This is a genomic window from Streptomyces sp. NPDC002276 (assembly GCF_053891435.1).
Map to the genome: position 1 here is coordinate 46,122 of NZ_JBSFCQ010000009.1, position 17,668 is coordinate 63,789.

Consider the following 17,668-nt stretch of genomic DNA (forward strand, 5'->3'; position numbering starts at 1 on the left):
CGATCCCCGGACGGATCAACTCATGTCTGAATAACGCCTGTTGCAGGTGTTGTCAGCCGTGTCGGGCGGCGGCCATGATGACTCGCGCGGCCACAACGGCCGGACGGGGGGACCGTCATGCTGCGCATTCATTTCACCGAGGCCGATCTGGCCCGTACCCGGCTGGCGTTGGAGCCGGATCCGCTCTGGGAGATCGCCCTGAGCCTGCACCGGTTGCAGACCCAGCAGGGGCGCAGCGCCCATGCGGAGTGGTATCGGACGACCCGTGTGCGGCTGGCGGACCAGGCGCTCGACGGGTCCTTACGGCACCTCCTGCTGCCCCTCTTCCCGAGAACGGCGTACTTCCCCGACTTCCTGACCCCGGCGGAGGGCGTTCAGGGCCTCACGGCCGGGCTCCGGGCGATGGTGGACACCCCCGCCGAGCGGGTCCGACGGGAGGTGGCGCGCTTCACGTCGGTCGGGGCGCCGGCATGGGCCCCACGGCTCGTCGAGCGCGAGACGCGTCAGGACCTGGCGAAAGCGCTGCGGCGGTACTACGACGTCGCCGTGGCGCCCTACCGGGACCGGGTGCTGGCCCGGGTGGAGGCGGACCGGTCGGTCCGGGGGCGGGCCCTGCTGGCCGGCGGCGCGGACGCACTGCTCGGCGGGCTGGGACCACAGTTGCGCTGGGAGGCGCCGGTGCTCCACGTGCACTATCCGCCGGAGGACCGCGACCTCAGGCTCGGCGGGCGCGGGCTGACCCTCCTGCCGTCGTACTTCTGCTGGGGCCCGCCGATCGCGCTGGCCGACTCGTCGCTGCCGCCCGTGCTCGTCTATCCGGTACTGCGCGAGGTCCGCCCGGTCACCGCCGACCGGCCGCTCGGCGTACTGCTCGGCCGGACCCGGGCACAGGTGCTGCGGGGCATCACCCAGGGCGCGACCACCGGCGAACTGGCCCGGCTGGCAGGGGTGTCGGCGCCCACGGTGAGCCAGCACATCACGGCCCTGCGGGACGCGGGCCTCATCAGCAGCCTCCGCTTCGGCACCAGCGTGCTGCACACGCTCACCCCGCTCGGGGCGGCGCTGCTGCGCGGGTCGGGGAAGCCGGTCTCCGCAGGTCGCTGACCCCACAGGGCGCGGCCGTTCGGTGGAAACCGGAGCCGTGTCGGTGCTCGTGCGCGGAGGGCGACGCCCGGGACGGCATCGTGGCTCCCGTCCCGGACCACCCCCCGCCCAGGAGGACTTCATGCTCGGCACCGACTTCATCACCGGATCGCCCAACTGGCTCGACCTCGGCAGCCCCGACACCGACGCGGCCGCCGCGTTCTACGGCGCCGTGTTCGGCTGGCAGTTCGTCTCCGCCGGGCCCGAGACGGGCGGATACGGCTTCTTCCAGGTGGACGGGAAGACCGTCGCCGCCCTCGGACCGCTCTCCGAGGAAGGGGCGCGCTCCGCCTGGATGATCCACTTCAAGACCGAGGACATCGCGGCCACCGTCCAGGCCGTGACGGCCGGCGGCGGCACCGTGCGGATGGAGCCCATGGACGTCATGGGCGAGGGCATGCTGGCGCAGGCCACCGATCCGCAGGGCGCGCAGTTCGCGCTCTGGCAGCCCGGCCGGACGGCGGGCCTGGAACTCACCTCGGCCCCGAACACCCTGCTCTGGGCGGAACTGCACGCCACCGACCCGGAGGCGGACATCGCCTTCTACCAGGGCCTGTTCGGCTGGCGCAGCCAGGACATGCCGGCCCCCGGCATGACGTACCGCGTGCTGAGCACCAGCGCCGGGGACCAGCAGGACGCCTCCTTCGGCGGAGTCGCACCGCTCAACGCCGGCGAGGGCGAACAGCCGCGCTGGGTACCGTACTTCCACTCCACGGACGTCGACGCCACGATCGACTCGGCCCGCTCCAACGGCGGTTCCGTCCTCATGCCGGCGGCGGACGTACCGGAGGTCGGCCGCATCGCCTGGCTCGCGGACCCCTTCGGCGCGGCCTTCGCCCTGCTGAAGCCGGACCCGCGGATGTGAGGGTCAGGGCGAGCGCGGGAGGGGGACCGGCAAGGACGGGCGCCCTCCCCCTCCCCCCCGTCAGCCCAAGTGCGTAGCCGCGAACATCCGCAGCACAGCCGGGAGTACGACCACGGAAGGCCCCGGTTCCGCCAACGCCTTCGCCAGGTCCGACTCCAGTGCCTCCGGCGACGTACGCACACCCGGCACCCCGAACGACTCCGCCAGCGCCACGTAATCCGGCCGCGTCAGTTCCGTCGCCGTCGCCTCGCCGAAGGCGTCCGTCATGTACTCGCGGAGGATGCCGTAGCCGCCGTCGTCGACGATGAGCCAGGTGACGTTCAGGTCGTACTGGCGCGCCGTCGCCAGCTCCGCGACGGAGTACAGCGCTCCGCCGTCGCCCGACACCGCCAGCACCGGTCGCGTCGGGTCCGCCGCGGCCGCGCCGAGTGCCGCCGGGAAGCCGTAGCCGAGGCCGCCCGCGCCCTGGGCGGAGTGGAGGTGGTTGGGGCCCTTCGCGTCGAACGCCGACCAGGCCCAGTAGGCGAGGATCGTCATGTCCCAGAAGGACGGGGAGTCGGCGGGCAGTGCCCTGCGGACCGACTCCAACACGCCCTGTTCCAGGGTCAGTTCCTGCGCGGCGATGCGTTCCCGGACGCGGCCCAGCAGTTCGGCCACCCGTTCCTCCGCCGTCGCGTCCGTCCGTTCCGTCACCGTCTCCAACAACGCCTGCACCGCGTGCCACGCGTCCGCGTGGATGCCCAACGCCGGGTGGTTCGACTCCAGTTTGCCGAGGTCCGCCTCGATCTGGACGACTCGGCCGCGCGGCTTGAACGTGTGGTAGTTGGACGACAGTTCGCCCAGGCCCGAGCCCACCACCAGCAGGACGTCCGCGTCCTCCAGGAAGTCCGTCGTGTGGCGGTCCTCCAGCCAGGACTGGAGGGACAAGGGGTGCGTCCAGGGGAACGCGCCCTTGCCGCCGGGGGTCGTGACCACCGGCGCCCGGAGTTTCTCCGCCAGCTGCCGCAGCTTCTTCGACGCGTCCGCCCGTACCACTCCCCCGCCCGCGATGATCACCGGGCGGGATGCCTTCGACAGCAAGTCGGCTGCTACGGCGGTCAGTTCGGGGCGTGGGATCAAGTCCTCCGGGGTCGCGTCCACCGCCGTCACCACGGGGAGGCGGGTCTCGGCCAGCAGGACGTCCTGCGGGATCTCCACCCACACCGGGCCGTGCGGGGCCGTGAGCGCGGACTTCCACGCCTCCGCGATCGCGGACGGGATCTGCGACTGGGCGCGGACCGTGTGGACCGACTTCACCACGCCCCTGAACGAGGCGGACTGGTCCGGGAGTTCGTGCAGATAGCCGTGCCTGCCGCCGCCCAGGCCCGCCGTCGGGATCTGGCTGCTGATCGCCAGGACGGGGGCCGAGGCCGCGCGTGCCTCCTGGAGCGCGGCCAGTGACGTCAGCGCGCCGGGGCCCGTCGACAGCAGCAGCGGTGCCGCCTCGCCCGTGATGCGGCCGTACGCGTCCGCCGCGAACCCGGCGTTGTTCTCCACCCGTAGGCCGATGTACCGCAGGTCGGAGCGGCGCAGCGCGTCGAACATGCCGAGCGCGTGCTGTCCTGGCAGGCCGAAGACGGTCGTCGCGCCGAGCCCGGCCAGGGTCTCCACGACCAGGTCGCCGCCGTTGCGCCCGGGGGGCGGGTTCAGCGCGGCGGCGGTCTGCGCGGCCGTGGGGCGGAGTTCCAGGTCGTGGTCGTGGGTCACTTCGAACGAGCCTCGGCAATCTGACGGGACATGATGGTGATCAGGTCGTACGCGGTGTGGGAGGCGGCCACCGACGTGATCTCGGCGTGGTCGTACGCCGGTGCCACCTCGACGACGTCCGCCGACACCAGGTTGCAGGATGACAGGCCGCGCAGGATCTCCAGAAGTTCGCGCGAGGTCAGGCCGCCGGCCTCGGGGGTGCCGGTGCCGGGCGCGTGGGCCGGGTCGAGGCAGTCGATGTCGATGGAGATGTACAGGGGGCGGTCGCCGATGCGCTGGCGGAGCTGGTCGGCGACCTCGTCGGCGCCCCGGCGGTAGACGTCGGCGGACGTGACGATGCCGAAGCCCATCTTCTCGTCGTCCTTGAGGTCCTGCTTGCCGTACAGCGGACCGCGGATGCCGACGTGCGAGAGCGCCTCGGTGTCGAGGATGCCCTCCTCCACCGCCCGCCGGAACGGCGTCCCGTGCGTGTACTCGGCGCCGAAGTACGTGTCCCAGGTGTCGAGATGGGCGTCGAAGTGCAGCAGGGCCACCGGGCCGTGCTTCTTCGCGACGGACCTCAACAGCGGCAGCGCGATGGTGTGGTCGCCGCCCAGGGTCATCAACCGCGCGCCGGTGCCCAGGAGTTGGTCCGCGGCCTCCTCGATGGTCTCGACGGCCTCGTTGATGTTGAACGGGTTCGCCGCGATGTCACCGGCGTCCGCGACCTGCGCCAGCGCGAACGGGGACGCGTCCTGCGCCGGGTTGTAGGGCCGCAGCAGCCGGGACGCCTCGCGGATCGCGTTGCCGCCGAAGCGCGCGCCGGGCCGGTAGGAGACACCGGCGTCGAACGGCACCCCGACCACGGCGACGTCCGCGCTGCCGACCTCGTCGAGCCGCGGCAGCCGGGCGTAGGTCGCGGGCCCGGCGTAGCGCGGGGTGCGCGAGGAGTCGACGGGGCCTCGGGGCGTCTCGTTGCTGGTCATGGGGACTGCCTTCTTTCCTACGCTTCGTCGCGTGTGGGGTTGTTTCTAACCTCTGTCAGTGAATTTACCGGTGTGCCGCGACCGGATCGGGCCCGGCTTCGGATGCGTCACGCCCCGCCAGCCGGTCCCGCCAGGCGTCGAGTACGGCCACGTCGGTCGCCGGCGTGGCGAGCGAGACCGTGACATAGGCGGCCAGGGACAGCAACAGGCCGTAGTACACAGGCTCGTTGGCGAGGATGCCGTAGGACGCCATCAGGCCGACGACCGCGAGGCCGCCGACGGCGACGGAGGCGAGCGCGCCCTGCGCGGTGCCGCGCTTCCAGAGCAGGCCGCCGAGGATCGGGACGAGGAGGCCGCCGACGAGGAGGTTGTACGCCACGGTCAGCGCCTCGACGACGTTGTTCAGCGCGATCGCCGTGACGATCACCGCGACGCCCATGACGAGGATGAAGGCACGGTTGCCCCGCACCTCGTCGTGCTGCTCCTCCTCGCTGTCCCGCCGGACAGCTCCCCGCAGCTTCGACCAGATGTCGTTGTTGGCGACCGTGGCGCAGGCGATCAGCGCGCCGGAGGACGTCGACATCACTGCGGCGAGGGCGGCGGCCAGCACCAACCCCCGTACACCGACCGGGAGTTCGTCCTTGACGATCGTCGCGAAGGCGTCGTCCGCGCTGCCGAGGTTGGGGTACAGGACCTTGGCCGCCGTGCCGATGACGGCGCCTGCGAGGGCGTAGACGAGACAGTAGGTACCGGCGACCGTGCCGCCCCACTTGGCGGTCCTGTCGCTGCCCGCCGTGAACACGCGCTGCCAGATGTCCTGGCCGATGAGCATGCCGAACGTATAGATCAGGACGTACGTGAAGATCGTCTCGCCGCCGATGCCCAGCGGGTCGAAGTACCCGGTGGGCAGCTTCGCCTTCATCTCGCCGAAGCCGCCCGCCTTGACGACCGCGATGGGGAGCAGGAGCAGCAGCACGCCGATCGTCTTCACCACGAACTGCACCATGTCCGTCAGCGTGATGGACCACATGCCGCCGAGCGTCGAGTACGCGACGACGATCGAGCCGCCGAGGACGATCGCGACCGTGCGGTTCATGTCGAAGAGGACGTCGAAGATCGTGGCGTAGGCGATCGTCGAGGTGACGGCGAGCATGAGGGTGTAGGCCCACATGACCACGCCGGAGATCACTCCCGCGCGGCCCCCGTACCTGAGATCGAGCATCTCGGAGACGGTGTACACCTTCAGGCGGGCGATGCGGGCGGAGAAGAAGACGGAGAGGGCGAGCAGGCCGAGGCCGATGGTGAAGACCATCCACGCCCCTGACAACCCGTACTGGTAGCCGAGGCCCACACCACCGATGGTGGACGCGCCGCCGAGGACGATGGCGGCCATGGTGCCGGAGTACATGACCGGGCCCAGCCGGCGGCCCGCGACCAGGAAGTCGCTCTTCGACTTGGCGCGGCGCATGCCCCACCAGCCCATGGCCAGCATGCCGGCCAGGTAGACGACGATGACGGTGTAGTCGACGGCCATACGGGGGCCTCCTTCGCGCGGTCGCTGCCTGGTCCGGGTCGACAGTAGGTGGCCGGGAAGCGGCTGCGAAGTGTACGTTTCATCCATTACGACACGAGGCAATGGAGGAAACGTCCACCATGCCGGACCTCACGATTCCCCCTACACCACCTACACCCCCTTCGCCCTCCACACCCCCTACGCCCCCTACACCTCCCGTACTCCTCTCCGCCCTCCTGGCCCGCGAGGATCTGGGGCTGCGGCAGATCGCGGGACCCACCGACCCCGAGATCGTCATCCACTGGGCGCACACGTCGGAGATGCCCGACCCGTATCCGTATCTGCTGGGCGGTGAGCTGCTGCTCACGGCGGGCGTCCACATCCCGGAGGCGGCCGGCTCGGGCACGTACTTCGCCGACTACGTCTCCCGGATCGTCGAGGCGGGCGGGGTGGCCCTCGGCTTCGGCGTGGCGCCCGTCCACGACACCGTGCCGAGGGCCCTGGTCGCGGCCTGCGACCACTACGACCTGCCGCTCCTGGAGGTCCCGCCGCCCACCCCCTTCTCCCGCGTGGCCCGCGCGGTCTGGCAGCTGATGGCACAGGCCCGCCTCGCCGAACTCCGCCGCGTCACCGAGGCCCAGCAGAGCCTGGCGGCAGCGGCCTCCCGCCCCGACCCGGTCCCTTCGGTGCTACGACAACTCGCCCAGCGCGTCGGCGGCCGGGCCGTGCTGTACGGGCCCGACGGCACGGAGATCGCGGCGGCGGGGCGGGGCGCGACGGGGACAGAGGCCCGGGCGACGCGCGAGGCGCTGGCGGGACTGGCACGGGTGGTGCGCCCCGCCGAAAGCCCCGCCTCCGCCACGCCCTCGTCCTCGTCCTCGTCCTCGTCCTCCACGGCCCCCTCCCCCACGCCGTCATCCGCTACGGCCCCTTCCCCCACCTCCGCCACCGACACCGTCCCCGGCGCCCACCTCGCCGCCTACGCCCTGGGTACCGGTCAGGGTTTCGTCCTAGGGGTCGCCGCCCCGCACCGCGACCCCGGCGACCACACCATCGCCTCCGTGGCCGCCGTACTGCTCTCCCTCCTCACCGGCGAACACCAGAGCCGTACGGGAGCGGACCGTTCGTCGGCGCTCGTACGGCTGCTGCTGGGCGCCCCGCCGCAGGACGTCGCGTCGCTGCTCGGCGGGGACCGGTGGGTCGTCGTGCACGCGGCGCCCGACACCCCTGTGTCCGACCCGGTCGCCGCGTCCGCGCTGGGCGCCGCCCTCGGCTCCGCGCTGATCGACCTGACACCGGAAGTCGTACGGGTACTGGTCCCCGCCGATCGCGAACCCGCCCCGCAACCCGCCCCGCAGTCCGGCTGGACCCTCGGTGTCAGTGCACCCGTGGCTCCGGAGGACTGGCCGGCCGCCGACACCCAGGCGGCCCGGGCCCTGGCCCGGGCCCGCGCGACCCGCGCCCCGCTGGTCCGGCACGGCGCCGCCGACCGCGCCGGTCTCGCCGGACTGGTCCCCTACGGGGAGGCCGAGGCGCACGCCCGTACCCTCCTCGCCCCGCTCGCCGCGAGCCCCGCGCTCACCGAGACCCTGCGCACCTGGCTCTCCCTGCACGGGAGTTGGGACCGTACGGCGGTCGCGCTGGCCGTGCACCGCAACACCGTGCGCCAGCGGATCGCCCGGTGCGCGGCGCTGCTGGACGCGGACCTGGACGATCCGGACGTACGGATGGAACTGTGGTTCGGCCTGCGTCACCTGTGAGCGGTCACCCGCGAGTCACCCACGAGTCATCCCCCAGCCGCCCCCCGAGTGATCCACATCCCAGCGTCCGGGACACCGGGCACCGGCACACTCCGCTGCTCCACAATGGGGCCATGCCGATACCCGGGACCCCAAGCCGCGCCGAGCTCGTCGATCACCTTGTGAAGACCCGTATCGCGGGCGACGTAGCCACTCCCCGCGAGAACAACCTCTCCCACTACCGCAAGCTGGCCAACGGCGACCGCCACTACTGGTTCGGCCTGGAGTTCGGCGACCGCTGGTCCGACGAGCAGGACGTGCTCGCGGTGATGGCGGAGCGGGTGGGGGTGAACGACGATCCCGAGTACCGCTACGGCCAGGACACCATCGACCCGGAGCTGACGGTCGAGGCGCTCGACCGCCTCGCCGCGCGGCTGCGCAAGGCGGCCGACGGTCAGCAGCGGGTGCTCTTCGCCACCGGCCACCCGGGCGGGCTGCTCGAAGTGCACCACTCCACGGCCGCCGCCCTGCGCGCGGCGGGCTGCGAGATCGTGGTGATCCCGGAGGGGTTGCAGACCGAGGAGGGGTACGTCATGCAGTTCGCGGACGTGGCCGTCCTGGAGCACGGCGCCACGCTGTGGCACACCCACTCCGGTGAGCCGATGAAGGCGATCCTGACCGCCCTGGAGCGCGAGGGCCGCCCGCTGCCGGACCTGGTCGTCGCCGACCACGGCTGGGCGGGGTACGCGGGCCGCCACGGCGTCGACTCCGTCGGCTACGCGGACAGCAACGACCCGGCACTTTTCCTCGCCGAGTCCGAGGGCACCCTCCAGGTGGCCGTCCCGCTCGACGACCACGTGGTCAGCCCCAGGTACTACGACCCGATGACGGCGTATCTGCTGGCGGAGGCGGGGCTGAGCTAGGGCTCGGATCCCGGCGATCGACCTGGGGGCCCGCTCGGCACGCGCGAGCCCTCGTACGACGGCCCGCTCGGCCCGCGCGAGCCCCGTACGACGTCCGCCACTCCGTGCCGCCGGACCGCGGGACGGGCCGGCAGTTCGACGACCGGGGCGGTCATCTGTTCCGTACGAGTGCCTCGTGCACGCGCGTGCCGTGCCGCGTGTCCGTCCGCGGCCGTCGCCTCGCCGCCCTGTCGGACGAGACGGCTCAACTCCCTTTTCACGGCCAGGGGTTCAGCCCCTCCGCGCGTCGCTGCGCATAGCCCGGGGTCGGGTCCAGATAGACCCGGCTCACCGCCGGGAACGCCTCGCGCAGTCGCTGTTCGGCCTGTTCGCAGGCCCACTCGATCTGCGCGGCGCTCGACCGGTCCCGGAAGTCGATCTTCGCGGCGACCAGTGCCTCGCGCGGGCCCTGCACGAGGGTCGTCAACTCCAGTACGGCTTCGATGTGTTCGACCCCGAGCAGCTCTTCGCGGATACGGTCCCGCATGGGCTTGGGCAGCGGGCGGCCGATGAGGAGTTCGGCGTTGGAGCGGCCGAGCACCCAGGCGACGTAGAGCAGCAGGAGGCCGATGCAGAGGGACGCGAGGCCGTCCCAGACGCCGGAGCCGGTGAGTTGTCCGCCGAGCAGGCCGCCCGCCGCGAGGACCAGGCCGACGAGGGCGGCGGAGTCCTCCAGTACTACGGCCTTCACCGCGGTGTCGGGGGTGTAGCGGAGGTAGCGCTTGAAGGAGGCGTCGAAGCGGGCCGCCTCGCCGCGCGCCTGGCGTACGCCCGTCCGCAGGGAGTAGCCCTCCAGGAGGAAGGCGACGCCGAGCACGATGTACGAGATGAGCGGATCGCCGAGGTCCTCGCCGGCGACCAGGGTGTGGACGCCGTCGTAGATCGAGAAGACGGCGCCGCCGACGAAGGTGGCGACGGCGGCGAGCATCGCCCAGATGTAGCGCTCGGGGCCGTAGCCGAGGGGGTGTTCCTCGTCGGCGGGTTTCGCGCTGCGCTTGAGGGCGGTGAGGAGGAGGAGTTCGGTGACCGTGTCGGCGACCGAGTGGGCCGCCTCGGAGAGCATCGCGCTGGAGCCGCTGATGACGCCGGCGACCGCCTTGGCGAGCGCGATCCCCAGGTTGGCGACGGCCGCGACGATCACCGTGAGGGTGGACTCGCCGCCGCCCTCACTCTCCTCTGCCGCCGCTGTCTCCTCGGTTTCTGTCATGTCCTCAGTCTTCCCGAGGAACCCGGACCACGCCCTCCTGAATGACGGAGACGGCCAGTTGACCGTCCTGGGTGTAGATCCGGGCCTGCCCGAGACCGCGTCCGCCGTACGCCGACGGCGACTCCTGGTCGTAGAGCAGCCACTCGTCCGCGCGGAACGGCCGGTGGAACCACATCGCGTGGTCGAGGGACGCTCCTACGACGTCTCCCACGGCCCAGCCGCCGCGGCCGTGCGCGAGGAGGATCGAGTCGAGGAGGGTCATGTCGGAGACGTAGGTCGCGAGGACCACGTGGAGGAGGGGGTCGTCGGCGAGCTTGCCGTTGGTGCGGAACCAGACCTGGGAGTGCGGTTCGCGCGGCTCGCCGAATCTGCCGTACGGCGGGTCGTCGACGTACCGGAGGTCGATCGCCTGACGGGCCTCCAGGAATCGTTCAACGATCCCCTTGTCGAGGTGGTCGTAGCCGAGCAGCCGTTCGCGGCCGGTGGGGACCGTCTCCGGGTCGGGCGCGGGCGGCATGGGGGTCTGGTGGTCGAGGCCTTCCTCGTACGTCTGGAAGGACGCCGACAGCGCGAAGATCGGCCGGCCGTGCTGGACGGCGACCGCGCGGCGGGTGGTGAAGGAGCGGCCGTCGCGCATGCGCTCGACGTTGTAGACGATGGGCGCGCCCGGGTCCCCCATGCGCAGGAAGTACGCGTGCAGGGAGTGGGCGTGGCGGTCCGCGGGGACCGTGCGCCCGGCGGCGACCAGTGCCTGCGCCGCCACCTGACCCCCGAAGACGCGGGGGACGACGGCGGAGCGGGACTGGCCCCGGAAGATGTTCTCCTCGATCTGCTCAAGGTCGAGCAGATCGAGGAGTTCCTGTAGTGCCTGGTTCATGGCGTCCAGTTTTACCGGGCGGGAATTGCCGGGACCTTACAGGCCCATGTCCTTCGCGATGATCGTCTTCATGATCTCGCTGGTGCCGCCGTAGATGCGGTTGACGCGGTTGTCCGCGTACAGGCGGGCGATCGGGTACTCGTTCATGAAGCCGTAGCCGCCGTGCAGCTGGAGGCAGCGGTCGATCACGCGGTGGGCGACCTCGGTGGTGAACAGCTTGGCGCTGGCCGCCTCGGCGGGGGTCAGCTCACCGGCGTCCAGGGCCTCGGTCGCGCGGTCCACGACGGCCTCGGCGGCGTCCACCTCGGCCTGGCAGGCGGCCAGTTCGAACTTGGTGTTCTGGAACGCGGCGACGGGCTGGCCGAATACGACCCGGTCCTGCACGTACTGCTTCGCGAAGCGGACGGCCGCCTTGGCCTGCGCGTAGGCGCCGAAGGCGATGCCCCAGCGCTCGGAGGCGAGGTTGTGGCCGAGGTAGTAGAAGCCCTTGTTCTCCTCGCCGAGGAGGTCCTCGACGGGCACCTTGACGTCGACGAACGCCAGCTCGGCGGTGTCGGAGGTCTTCAGGCCGAGCTTGTCGAGCTTGCGGCCGACCGAGTAGCCCTCGGCCTTGGTGTCCACCACGAAGAGGGAGATGCCGTGGCGGCGGTCCTCCTTGGTGGACGGGGAGGTGCGGGCGCAGACGATCATGCGGTCGGCGTGCACGCCACCGGTGATGAAGGTCTTGGCGCCGTTGAGGACGTAGTGCGTGCCGTCCTCGGAGAGCTTGGCGGTGGTCTTCATGCCCGCGAGGTCGGAACCGGTGCCCGGCTCCGTCATCGCGATGGCCCACATCTCCTCGCCGGTGACGAACTTCGGGAGGTACTTCTTCTTCTGCTCGTCGTTGGCGAGCAGCTTGATGTAGGGCAGGCCGAGCAGCACGTGCACACCGGAGCCGCCGAAGGAGACACCCGCGCGCGCGGTCTCCTCGTAGAGGACGGCCTCGAACTTGTACGAGTCGATGCCCGCGCCGCCGTACTCCTCGTCCACGCGGATGCCGAAGACGCCCAGCTCGCCGAGCTTGTGGTAGAACTCGCGCGGCGCCTGGCCGGCGGCGAACCACTCGTCGTAGACCGGGACGACCTCGGCCTCGATGAAGGCCCGGATGGTCTCCCGGAACGCCTCGTGGTCCTCGTCAAACACCGTACGGCGCACCGCCGCCACCTCCAGCTAGCTCAAGGTTCCGTTTCTAAGCGCTTGCTCAGATCAACCGTACCGGCGAGTACGAACAGCCGTCCAGACCGAATCCCGTAACCCTCGTCACGCGAGGCCGTCCCGAACGGCAATCACCCGGAACAGGGCGCCTTCACGTCCAGACCTCCCAGATAGCGGTCGTACTCCTCCTGAGGCAGTTCCTGCGGTGTGAGGGCGCACAGGGCCTTCTGCCATTCGGCCACGCCGACAGTCTGGCGCACGAGGCCGCCGTCCGCGCCGAAAGCGACGACCGAGCCGTCGCCGCCGGGAAGCAGACGGGCGGGTGTGGCGTTCTGGCCGGTCCCACCGCTCGGGAGGGTCCAGGCGCCACGGGACTCGATCGTGGCGGCGTCCCAGAACTGGAGCGTCGGCTCCCCGCCCGACGTACCGGCCTGGACGAGCAGGGTGTCGTCGCCGCTGAAGACCGGCACCGTGTCGAACGTCGCCGCCGACGTGCCCCGCACGAACTTCCCGGTGGACACGTCGAGTACGGAGACGATCCTGTCACCGTCGAAGAGGCCGACCCGTTCTCCGTCCGCGCTGACCGAGATCTCCTGCCCCAATACGGTCTCCACGGACGCGATGGACACCTTGCGCACCTGGCGGACTCCTTTGTTCCCGTCCCACTTCCACACCATGAGGTCCTCGTCCGTCACCACGGCCACAGTGGTCCGGTCGACGCTGACGGAGACGGCCGTGCGGGGGATCTCGTACCCCGCGCCGGGCAGGGACCGCAGGACCTTCCAGGACCGCGTGTCCAGGACCCGCACCGCGTTCGCGGTCATCCCCACCACATGGACGCCGTCCGCCAGGAAGGCCACCGGCACGAATCCGTCCCGGCTGGTGCGCCCCACCCGGCTGCCGCTGCGCGGGTCCCAGAGCGACACCACGCCCTGCTGGGCCACGACGACCCGGCTGCCGTCGGTCGAGGCGACCAGGTTGTTGACGCCCGACCCCAGTCGGACCACGCGCGACGGTATGCGGCCCACCTTCCGGACCCCCTGGTCGGTGACAGCCCATATGCCGGTGCCCGAACTGTCGGCACGGAAGGCGGTGCGGTTGTCGGAGGCCAGGTCGGCGGGCTTGAGGTGCTGCTCGTTCGGCAGCGGGACACCCGCCTGGTAGCTGGTGGTGGACAACAGGGAGACGGCTCCGTCCCCGGAACCGGCGGCCACCCACCGGCCGTCTCCGGAGACCGCGACACTTGTCACCGGCCAGGTGAAGGAGCCGAGAACACGTCGGCCGCCCAGCGCCGAGTCGTACACGGCCACGCTCCGGTCCTCCGCGGCGTACACGGCACCGTCCGCGTCGTCGGGCATGCGGACCACTCCGATGCCCTCGCCGTCCGTGCGGGCCAGGCGCCGCCCCTTGGCCAGATCCCAGACCTGGCCCCCGGCGTACGCTCTCGTGCCGTCGTCCGAGAGGGTCGCCCGCGGCCTCTCCTGGCGGGGGAAGCCGGGGATGGTCCGCCAGGCGCTCCAGGACCCGGAGTCCTCGGCGAGGCCGCGGATCCGGGCGGCCCGTTGGTCGAGCGCGAGGAGCCGGTTCGCGTCGTCGAAACCCAGGGCGAGGCTCCCCGGGGCCGCGGTCTCCTTGGTCAGCAGGCGCCCGGTCCCGGCGTCCCAGACGGCGACGTGAAATCCGGGCTCCGGCTCGCCGGGCGAGTAGAACGTGGCGGCCAGGCGCCGCCCGTCCCCGGAGAAGGCGAACGCCTGAAGGCCCTTGACCACCTCGGCCAGTTGTCTGCCGTCACTGGCCGTGATGGTCCGGATCAGCTTCCCGCGGGCCACGTCCCAGAGACCGATCCGGTTGTACGGCGCCTCGACGGCCAGGGTCCGTCCGTCCGCGCTGAACTCCATACCGCCGCCGGCGTTCAGCGGCCAGGCCGCCCCGTCGAGGGGGGACAGCTCCCGGCCCGCGGCGATGTCGTACAGGTGGATGAGCTGCCCCGTACCGCTGTTCGCGGCGGCGGGGTCGAAGTCCGAGTAGTACGCCAGCCTGCTCCCGTCACGGCTGATCGCCACGTTGATCGCGTTGGTTTTTCCCGCGCCGTGGTAGTCGGCCACAACTTCGTGGCCGCCCAGAAGATGCCGGGCCACGCTGCCGTTGGCCGCGACCGCCTGGGCCAGCGCCTGCGCCGACTCGCCCGTGGGCTTGACCGCCTGGGCGTAGAGGGCGAACTGGGCGGCCTTGCGCGGGTCCTTGGACACGGTGTCGAGGGCCCGGGCCGCCAGCGCCTGCGAGGCCGACGTCCGGGCGCGCTCAAGAGCCTCTCCGCGTTGCTGCCAGGCGAAGAGACCGGCTCCGCCGGCGAGCAGCGACAGCAGAAGGAGGCCGAGCACGAACAGCCGGAGGATGCGGACCGCCTTGCGCTGGATGTGCAGATCGGTACTGTCCAGGGCGTCCTTCGCCATGCCGTGCAGCGGCGCGGCGAGGCCGGCGACCCGGTCCCGGAACTCGGAACCGGGCTTCATGGAGCGTTCGGCACCGTCGCGGAACCTCGTGAGGTCGACCCAGAGGGGTTCGGCGGCGAAGGCACCTCGCAGTTCGGGTGGCAGCGCGTCGGTGCACGCCCAGTCGAAGTCGCCCACTGCCGGGTCCCAGACGACGCTGCCCTCACCGAGCGCGATCAGGAACTGCTCCATGCCGTGGTTCTGGCGCCAGTACTTGATCTCCTCGCGCACCCACCGCGACCTGGCGGCCTCGGGAGAGGCCAGATAGATGAAGTAGCGGCAGTCGGCCAGCGCGGCCTTGATGGAGCCGTCGAGATCATGACCGGCACTGAGGCTGGTGGTGTCCCGGAAGACCTTCACCCGCGAACGGCGCAGCCACGGCGTGCGAAGGATGTCCTGCAACCCCTTCTCCAGGGCTTCCGCCAGCGGTACGTCCTGTCTGTGGCTGTACGAGATGAAGGCATCGCGTTCCACGGCCGTGTCCCCCGGAATCCCCGTCTGATGTGGATCAACTGCAACTCGCAGGGTGGCACAGGGAGTTCATGACGTATCCGGATTCGAGGAGGTGGGTTCGCGCCAAAGAACCGGACCGGCGGGCGGACGGTCAGTCGGCGACGGCAGCGGCTCCGAACGCCCCCCGCGCCATCCGGTGCAACAGCTCCGCCGTCGCCCCCCGCCCCGGCAACGACCCCGGCCGCCCCAGATGCGGAGTCGAGTTCAGCAGTCCGAACACCGAGTGGACCGCCGACCGCGCGCTGGGTTCGGGCAGCTCGGGATACACCTCCCGTACGACCTCCACCCACAACTCCACGTACTGCCGCTGCAACTGCCGCACAAGCTTGCGGTCGCTGTCCCGGAGTCGGTCCAGCTCTCGGTCGTGGAGGGTGATGAGCGGCCGGTCGTCGAGGGCGAAGTCGATGTGGCCCTCGATGAGCGAGTCGAGCAGGACCTCCGCCGAGGTCACCCCCTCCGCCTCCGCCAGCCGGCGCTTCGCGCCCGTCAGCAGCTGGCCGCTGATGCCGACCAGCAGTTCGGCGAGCATCGCGTCCTTGCCGGGGAAGTGCCGGTAGAGGCCGGGGCCGCTGATGCCGACCGCCGCGCCTATCTCGTCGACCCCGACGCCGTGGAATCCCCGCTCGGCGAAGAGCCGCGCGGCCTCCTTGAGGATCTGCTCGCGGCGGGTGGGGGCGTCGGTTCTCGTGGTCATGAAAGCAATTCTAGACAGGGACGTTAGCGGTCGTTAACCTGAAGGAGATGGTTAACGCTCATTAACAGCCGAGAGCGGCCGATCGCTGTGCGAGGGGACCACGGAATGCAAGAGGCACCGGAGCTGACGAGCGCGGCGGACCCCGCGTCGGAGGCGTGGCGGGCCAACGAGGCGGCGCACCGCGCGTTGGGCGAGGAGCTGCGCACCAAGCTGGCCGCGGCCCGGCTCGGCGGCGGTGAGCGGGCCCGGGAGCGGCACACCGCGCGCGGCAAGCTGCTCCCCCGTGACCGTGTCGACACCCTGCTCGACCCCGGCTCGCCCTTCCTGGAGCTCGCCCCGCTCGCCGCCGACGGGATGTACGACGGTGCCGCCCCGGCCGCCGGCGTCATCGCCGGGATCGGGCGGGTCGGCGGACGCGAGTGCGTGATCGTCGCGAACGACGCCACGGTCAAGGGCGGGACCTACTACCCGATGACCGTGAAGAAGCATCTGCGCGCCCAGGAGATCGCCCTCGAAAACCGGCTCCCCTGTATCTACCTCGTCGACTCCGGGGGCGCGTTCCTGCCCATGCAGGACGAGGTGTTCCCGGACCGCGAGCACTTCGGGCGGATCTTCTACAACCAGGCCCGGATGTCAGGGGCGGGGATTCCGCAGATCGCCGCCGTGCTGGGGTCGTGCACCGCCGGAGGCGCCTACGTCCCGGCGATGAGCGACGAAGCCGTCATCGTCCGGAATCAGGGGACCATCTTCCTCGGCGGGCCTCCCCTGGTGAAAGCCGCCACCGGAGAGGTCGTCACCGCCGAGGAACTGGGCGGCGGCGACGTCCACGCGCGCGTGTCGGGTGTCACCGACCACCTCGCGGAGGACGACGCGCACGCGCTGCGGATCGTCCGGAACATCGCCGCCACGCTCCCCGCGCGCGGGCCGCTCCCCTGGGAGGTCACGGAGGCGGTCGAGCCCAAGGTCGACCCCTACGGGATCTACGGCGCCGTCCCGGTCGACTCCCGTACCCCCTACGACGTACGGGAGATCATCGCGCGCGTGGTCGACGGCTCCCGCTTCTCGGAGTTCAAGGCCGAGTTCGGGCAGACCCTGGTCACCGGCTTCGCCCGCATCCATGGTCACCCGGTCGGCATCGTCGCCAACAACGGCATCCTGTTCTCCGAATCCGCCCAGAAGGGCGCCCACTTCATCGAACTGTGCGACCAGCGCGGCATCCCGCTCGTGTTCCTCCAGAACATCTCCGGCTTCATGGTCGGCAAGGACTACGAGGCGGGCGGCATCGCCAAGCACGGCGCCAAGATGGTCACCGCCGTCGCCTGCGCGCGCGTGCCCAAGCTGACCGTGGTGGTCGGCGGCTCCTACGGCGCGGGCAACTACTCGATGTGCGGCCGGGCGTACTCCCCCCGCTTCCTGTGGATGTGGCCCGGCGCCAAGATCTCCGTCATGGGCGGCGAGCAGGCCGCGTCGGTCCTCGCGACCGTGAAGCGGGACCAGTTGGAGTCGCGCGGGGAGTCCTGGCCCGCCGCGGACGAGGAGGGCTTCAAGGACCCGATCCGGCAGCAGTACGAGCGCCAGGGCAACGCCTACTACGCGACCGCCCGCCTCTGGGACGACGGGGTCATCGACCCCCTGGAGACCCGTCAGGTCCTCGGCCTCGCCCTGACCGCCTGTGCCAACGCGCCGCTGGGTGACACCCAGTTCGGCGTCTTCCGGATGTGATGAGGGTGCCCGAGATGCCCAAGACAGTCGACATGG

At 71.2% G+C, this 17,668-nt stretch carries 13 protein-coding genes; 5 read left to right on the forward strand and 8 right to left on the reverse strand.

Annotation, left to right across the window (positions count from 1 at the left end; genetic code table 11):
* The first annotated feature begins 117 nt into the window (after nt 1-117).
* On the forward strand, nt 118-1,104 hold the full coding sequence (locus tag ACWIHT_RS23260; RefSeq protein ID WP_456170107.1) for an ArsR/SmtB family transcription factor: 987 nt from the start codon (nt 118-120) through the stop codon (nt 1,102-1,104).
* Nucleotides 1,105-1,225: 121 nt separating this feature from the next.
* Entirely contained in the window at nt 1,226-2,008 is a 783-nt protein-coding gene (locus tag ACWIHT_RS23265) for a VOC family protein (protein WP_456170109.1), read from the forward strand.
* 60 nt (nt 2,009-2,068) lie between these two features.
* Here ACWIHT_RS23265 and ACWIHT_RS23270 read toward each other — a convergent pair whose 3' ends face one another.
* The 3 genes from ACWIHT_RS23270 to ACWIHT_RS23280 form a co-directional block, all read right to left on the reverse strand.
* On the reverse strand, nt 2,069-3,754 hold the full coding sequence (locus tag ACWIHT_RS23270; RefSeq protein WP_456170110.1) for a thiamine pyrophosphate-binding protein: 1,686 nt from the start codon (nt 3,752-3,754) through the stop codon (nt 2,069-2,071).
* The gene (speB, locus tag ACWIHT_RS23275; protein ID WP_093627011.1) at nt 3,751-4,719 is read right to left on the reverse strand and encodes an agmatinase; all 969 of its coding nucleotides are present in this window, start codon (nt 4,717-4,719) and stop codon (nt 3,751-3,753) included. Before speB ends, ACWIHT_RS23270 begins: the two co-directional genes overlap by 4 nt.
* Before the next feature lie 64 nt (nt 4,720-4,783).
* Nucleotides 4,784-6,253, reverse strand: a complete 1,470-nt coding sequence (locus tag ACWIHT_RS23280) for a sodium:solute symporter (RefSeq protein ID WP_456170111.1) — start codon at nt 6,251-6,253, stop codon at nt 4,784-4,786.
* 119 nt (nt 6,254-6,372) lie between these two features.
* Between ACWIHT_RS23280 and ACWIHT_RS23285 the strand changes: the two genes are divergently transcribed.
* Together ACWIHT_RS23285 and ACWIHT_RS23290 are read left to right on the forward strand one after the other, a co-directional pair.
* Nucleotides 6,373-7,992 (forward strand): PucR family transcriptional regulator, encoded by a 1,620-nt coding sequence (locus ACWIHT_RS23285; protein WP_456170113.1) that lies wholly within the window; start codon nt 6,373-6,375, stop codon nt 7,990-7,992.
* 113 nt (nt 7,993-8,105) lie between these two features.
* Nucleotides 8,106-8,894, forward strand: a complete 789-nt coding sequence (locus ACWIHT_RS23290; protein WP_456170115.1) for a phosphatase — start codon at nt 8,106-8,108, stop codon at nt 8,892-8,894.
* Between the two features lie 256 nt (nt 8,895-9,150).
* On the opposite strand, the gene ACWIHT_RS23295 is transcribed toward ACWIHT_RS23290, so the two are convergent.
* From ACWIHT_RS23295 to ACWIHT_RS23315, 5 genes are all read right to left on the reverse strand, one after another.
* The gene (locus ACWIHT_RS23295) at nt 9,151-10,140 is read right to left on the reverse strand and encodes a cation diffusion facilitator family transporter (RefSeq protein ID WP_456170116.1); all 990 of its coding nucleotides are present in this window, start codon (nt 10,138-10,140) and stop codon (nt 9,151-9,153) included.
* Between the two features lie 4 nt (nt 10,141-10,144).
* Complete coding sequence (locus ACWIHT_RS23300; protein WP_403968514.1) at nt 10,145-11,017, reverse strand: acyl-CoA thioesterase; 873 nt, start codon at nt 11,015-11,017, stop codon at nt 10,145-10,147.
* Between the two features lie 36 nt (nt 11,018-11,053).
* Nucleotides 11,054-12,211 carry an acyl-CoA dehydrogenase family protein gene (locus ACWIHT_RS23305; RefSeq protein WP_200717249.1) on the reverse strand — a complete coding sequence of 386 codons (1,158 nt, stop codon included), beginning with the start codon at nt 12,209-12,211 and terminating at the stop codon, nt 11,054-11,056.
* Nucleotides 12,212-12,342: 131 nt separating this feature from the next.
* Nucleotides 12,343-15,177, reverse strand: coding sequence for a TIR domain-containing protein (locus tag ACWIHT_RS23310; protein WP_456170117.1), 2,835 nt, complete (start codon nt 15,175-15,177; stop codon nt 12,343-12,345).
* A 130-nt stretch (nt 15,178-15,307) separates the two neighbouring features.
* The gene (locus ACWIHT_RS23315; protein WP_456170118.1) at nt 15,308-15,910 is read right to left on the reverse strand and encodes an SACE_7040 family transcriptional regulator; all 603 of its coding nucleotides are present in this window, start codon (nt 15,908-15,910) and stop codon (nt 15,308-15,310) included.
* A 105-nt stretch (nt 15,911-16,015) separates the two neighbouring features.
* Between ACWIHT_RS23315 and ACWIHT_RS23320 the strand changes: the two genes are divergently transcribed.
* Entirely contained in the window at nt 16,016-17,632 is a 1,617-nt protein-coding gene (locus ACWIHT_RS23320; protein WP_456170119.1) for a carboxyl transferase domain-containing protein, read from the forward strand.
* Nucleotides 17,633-17,668: the final 36 nt, after the last annotated feature.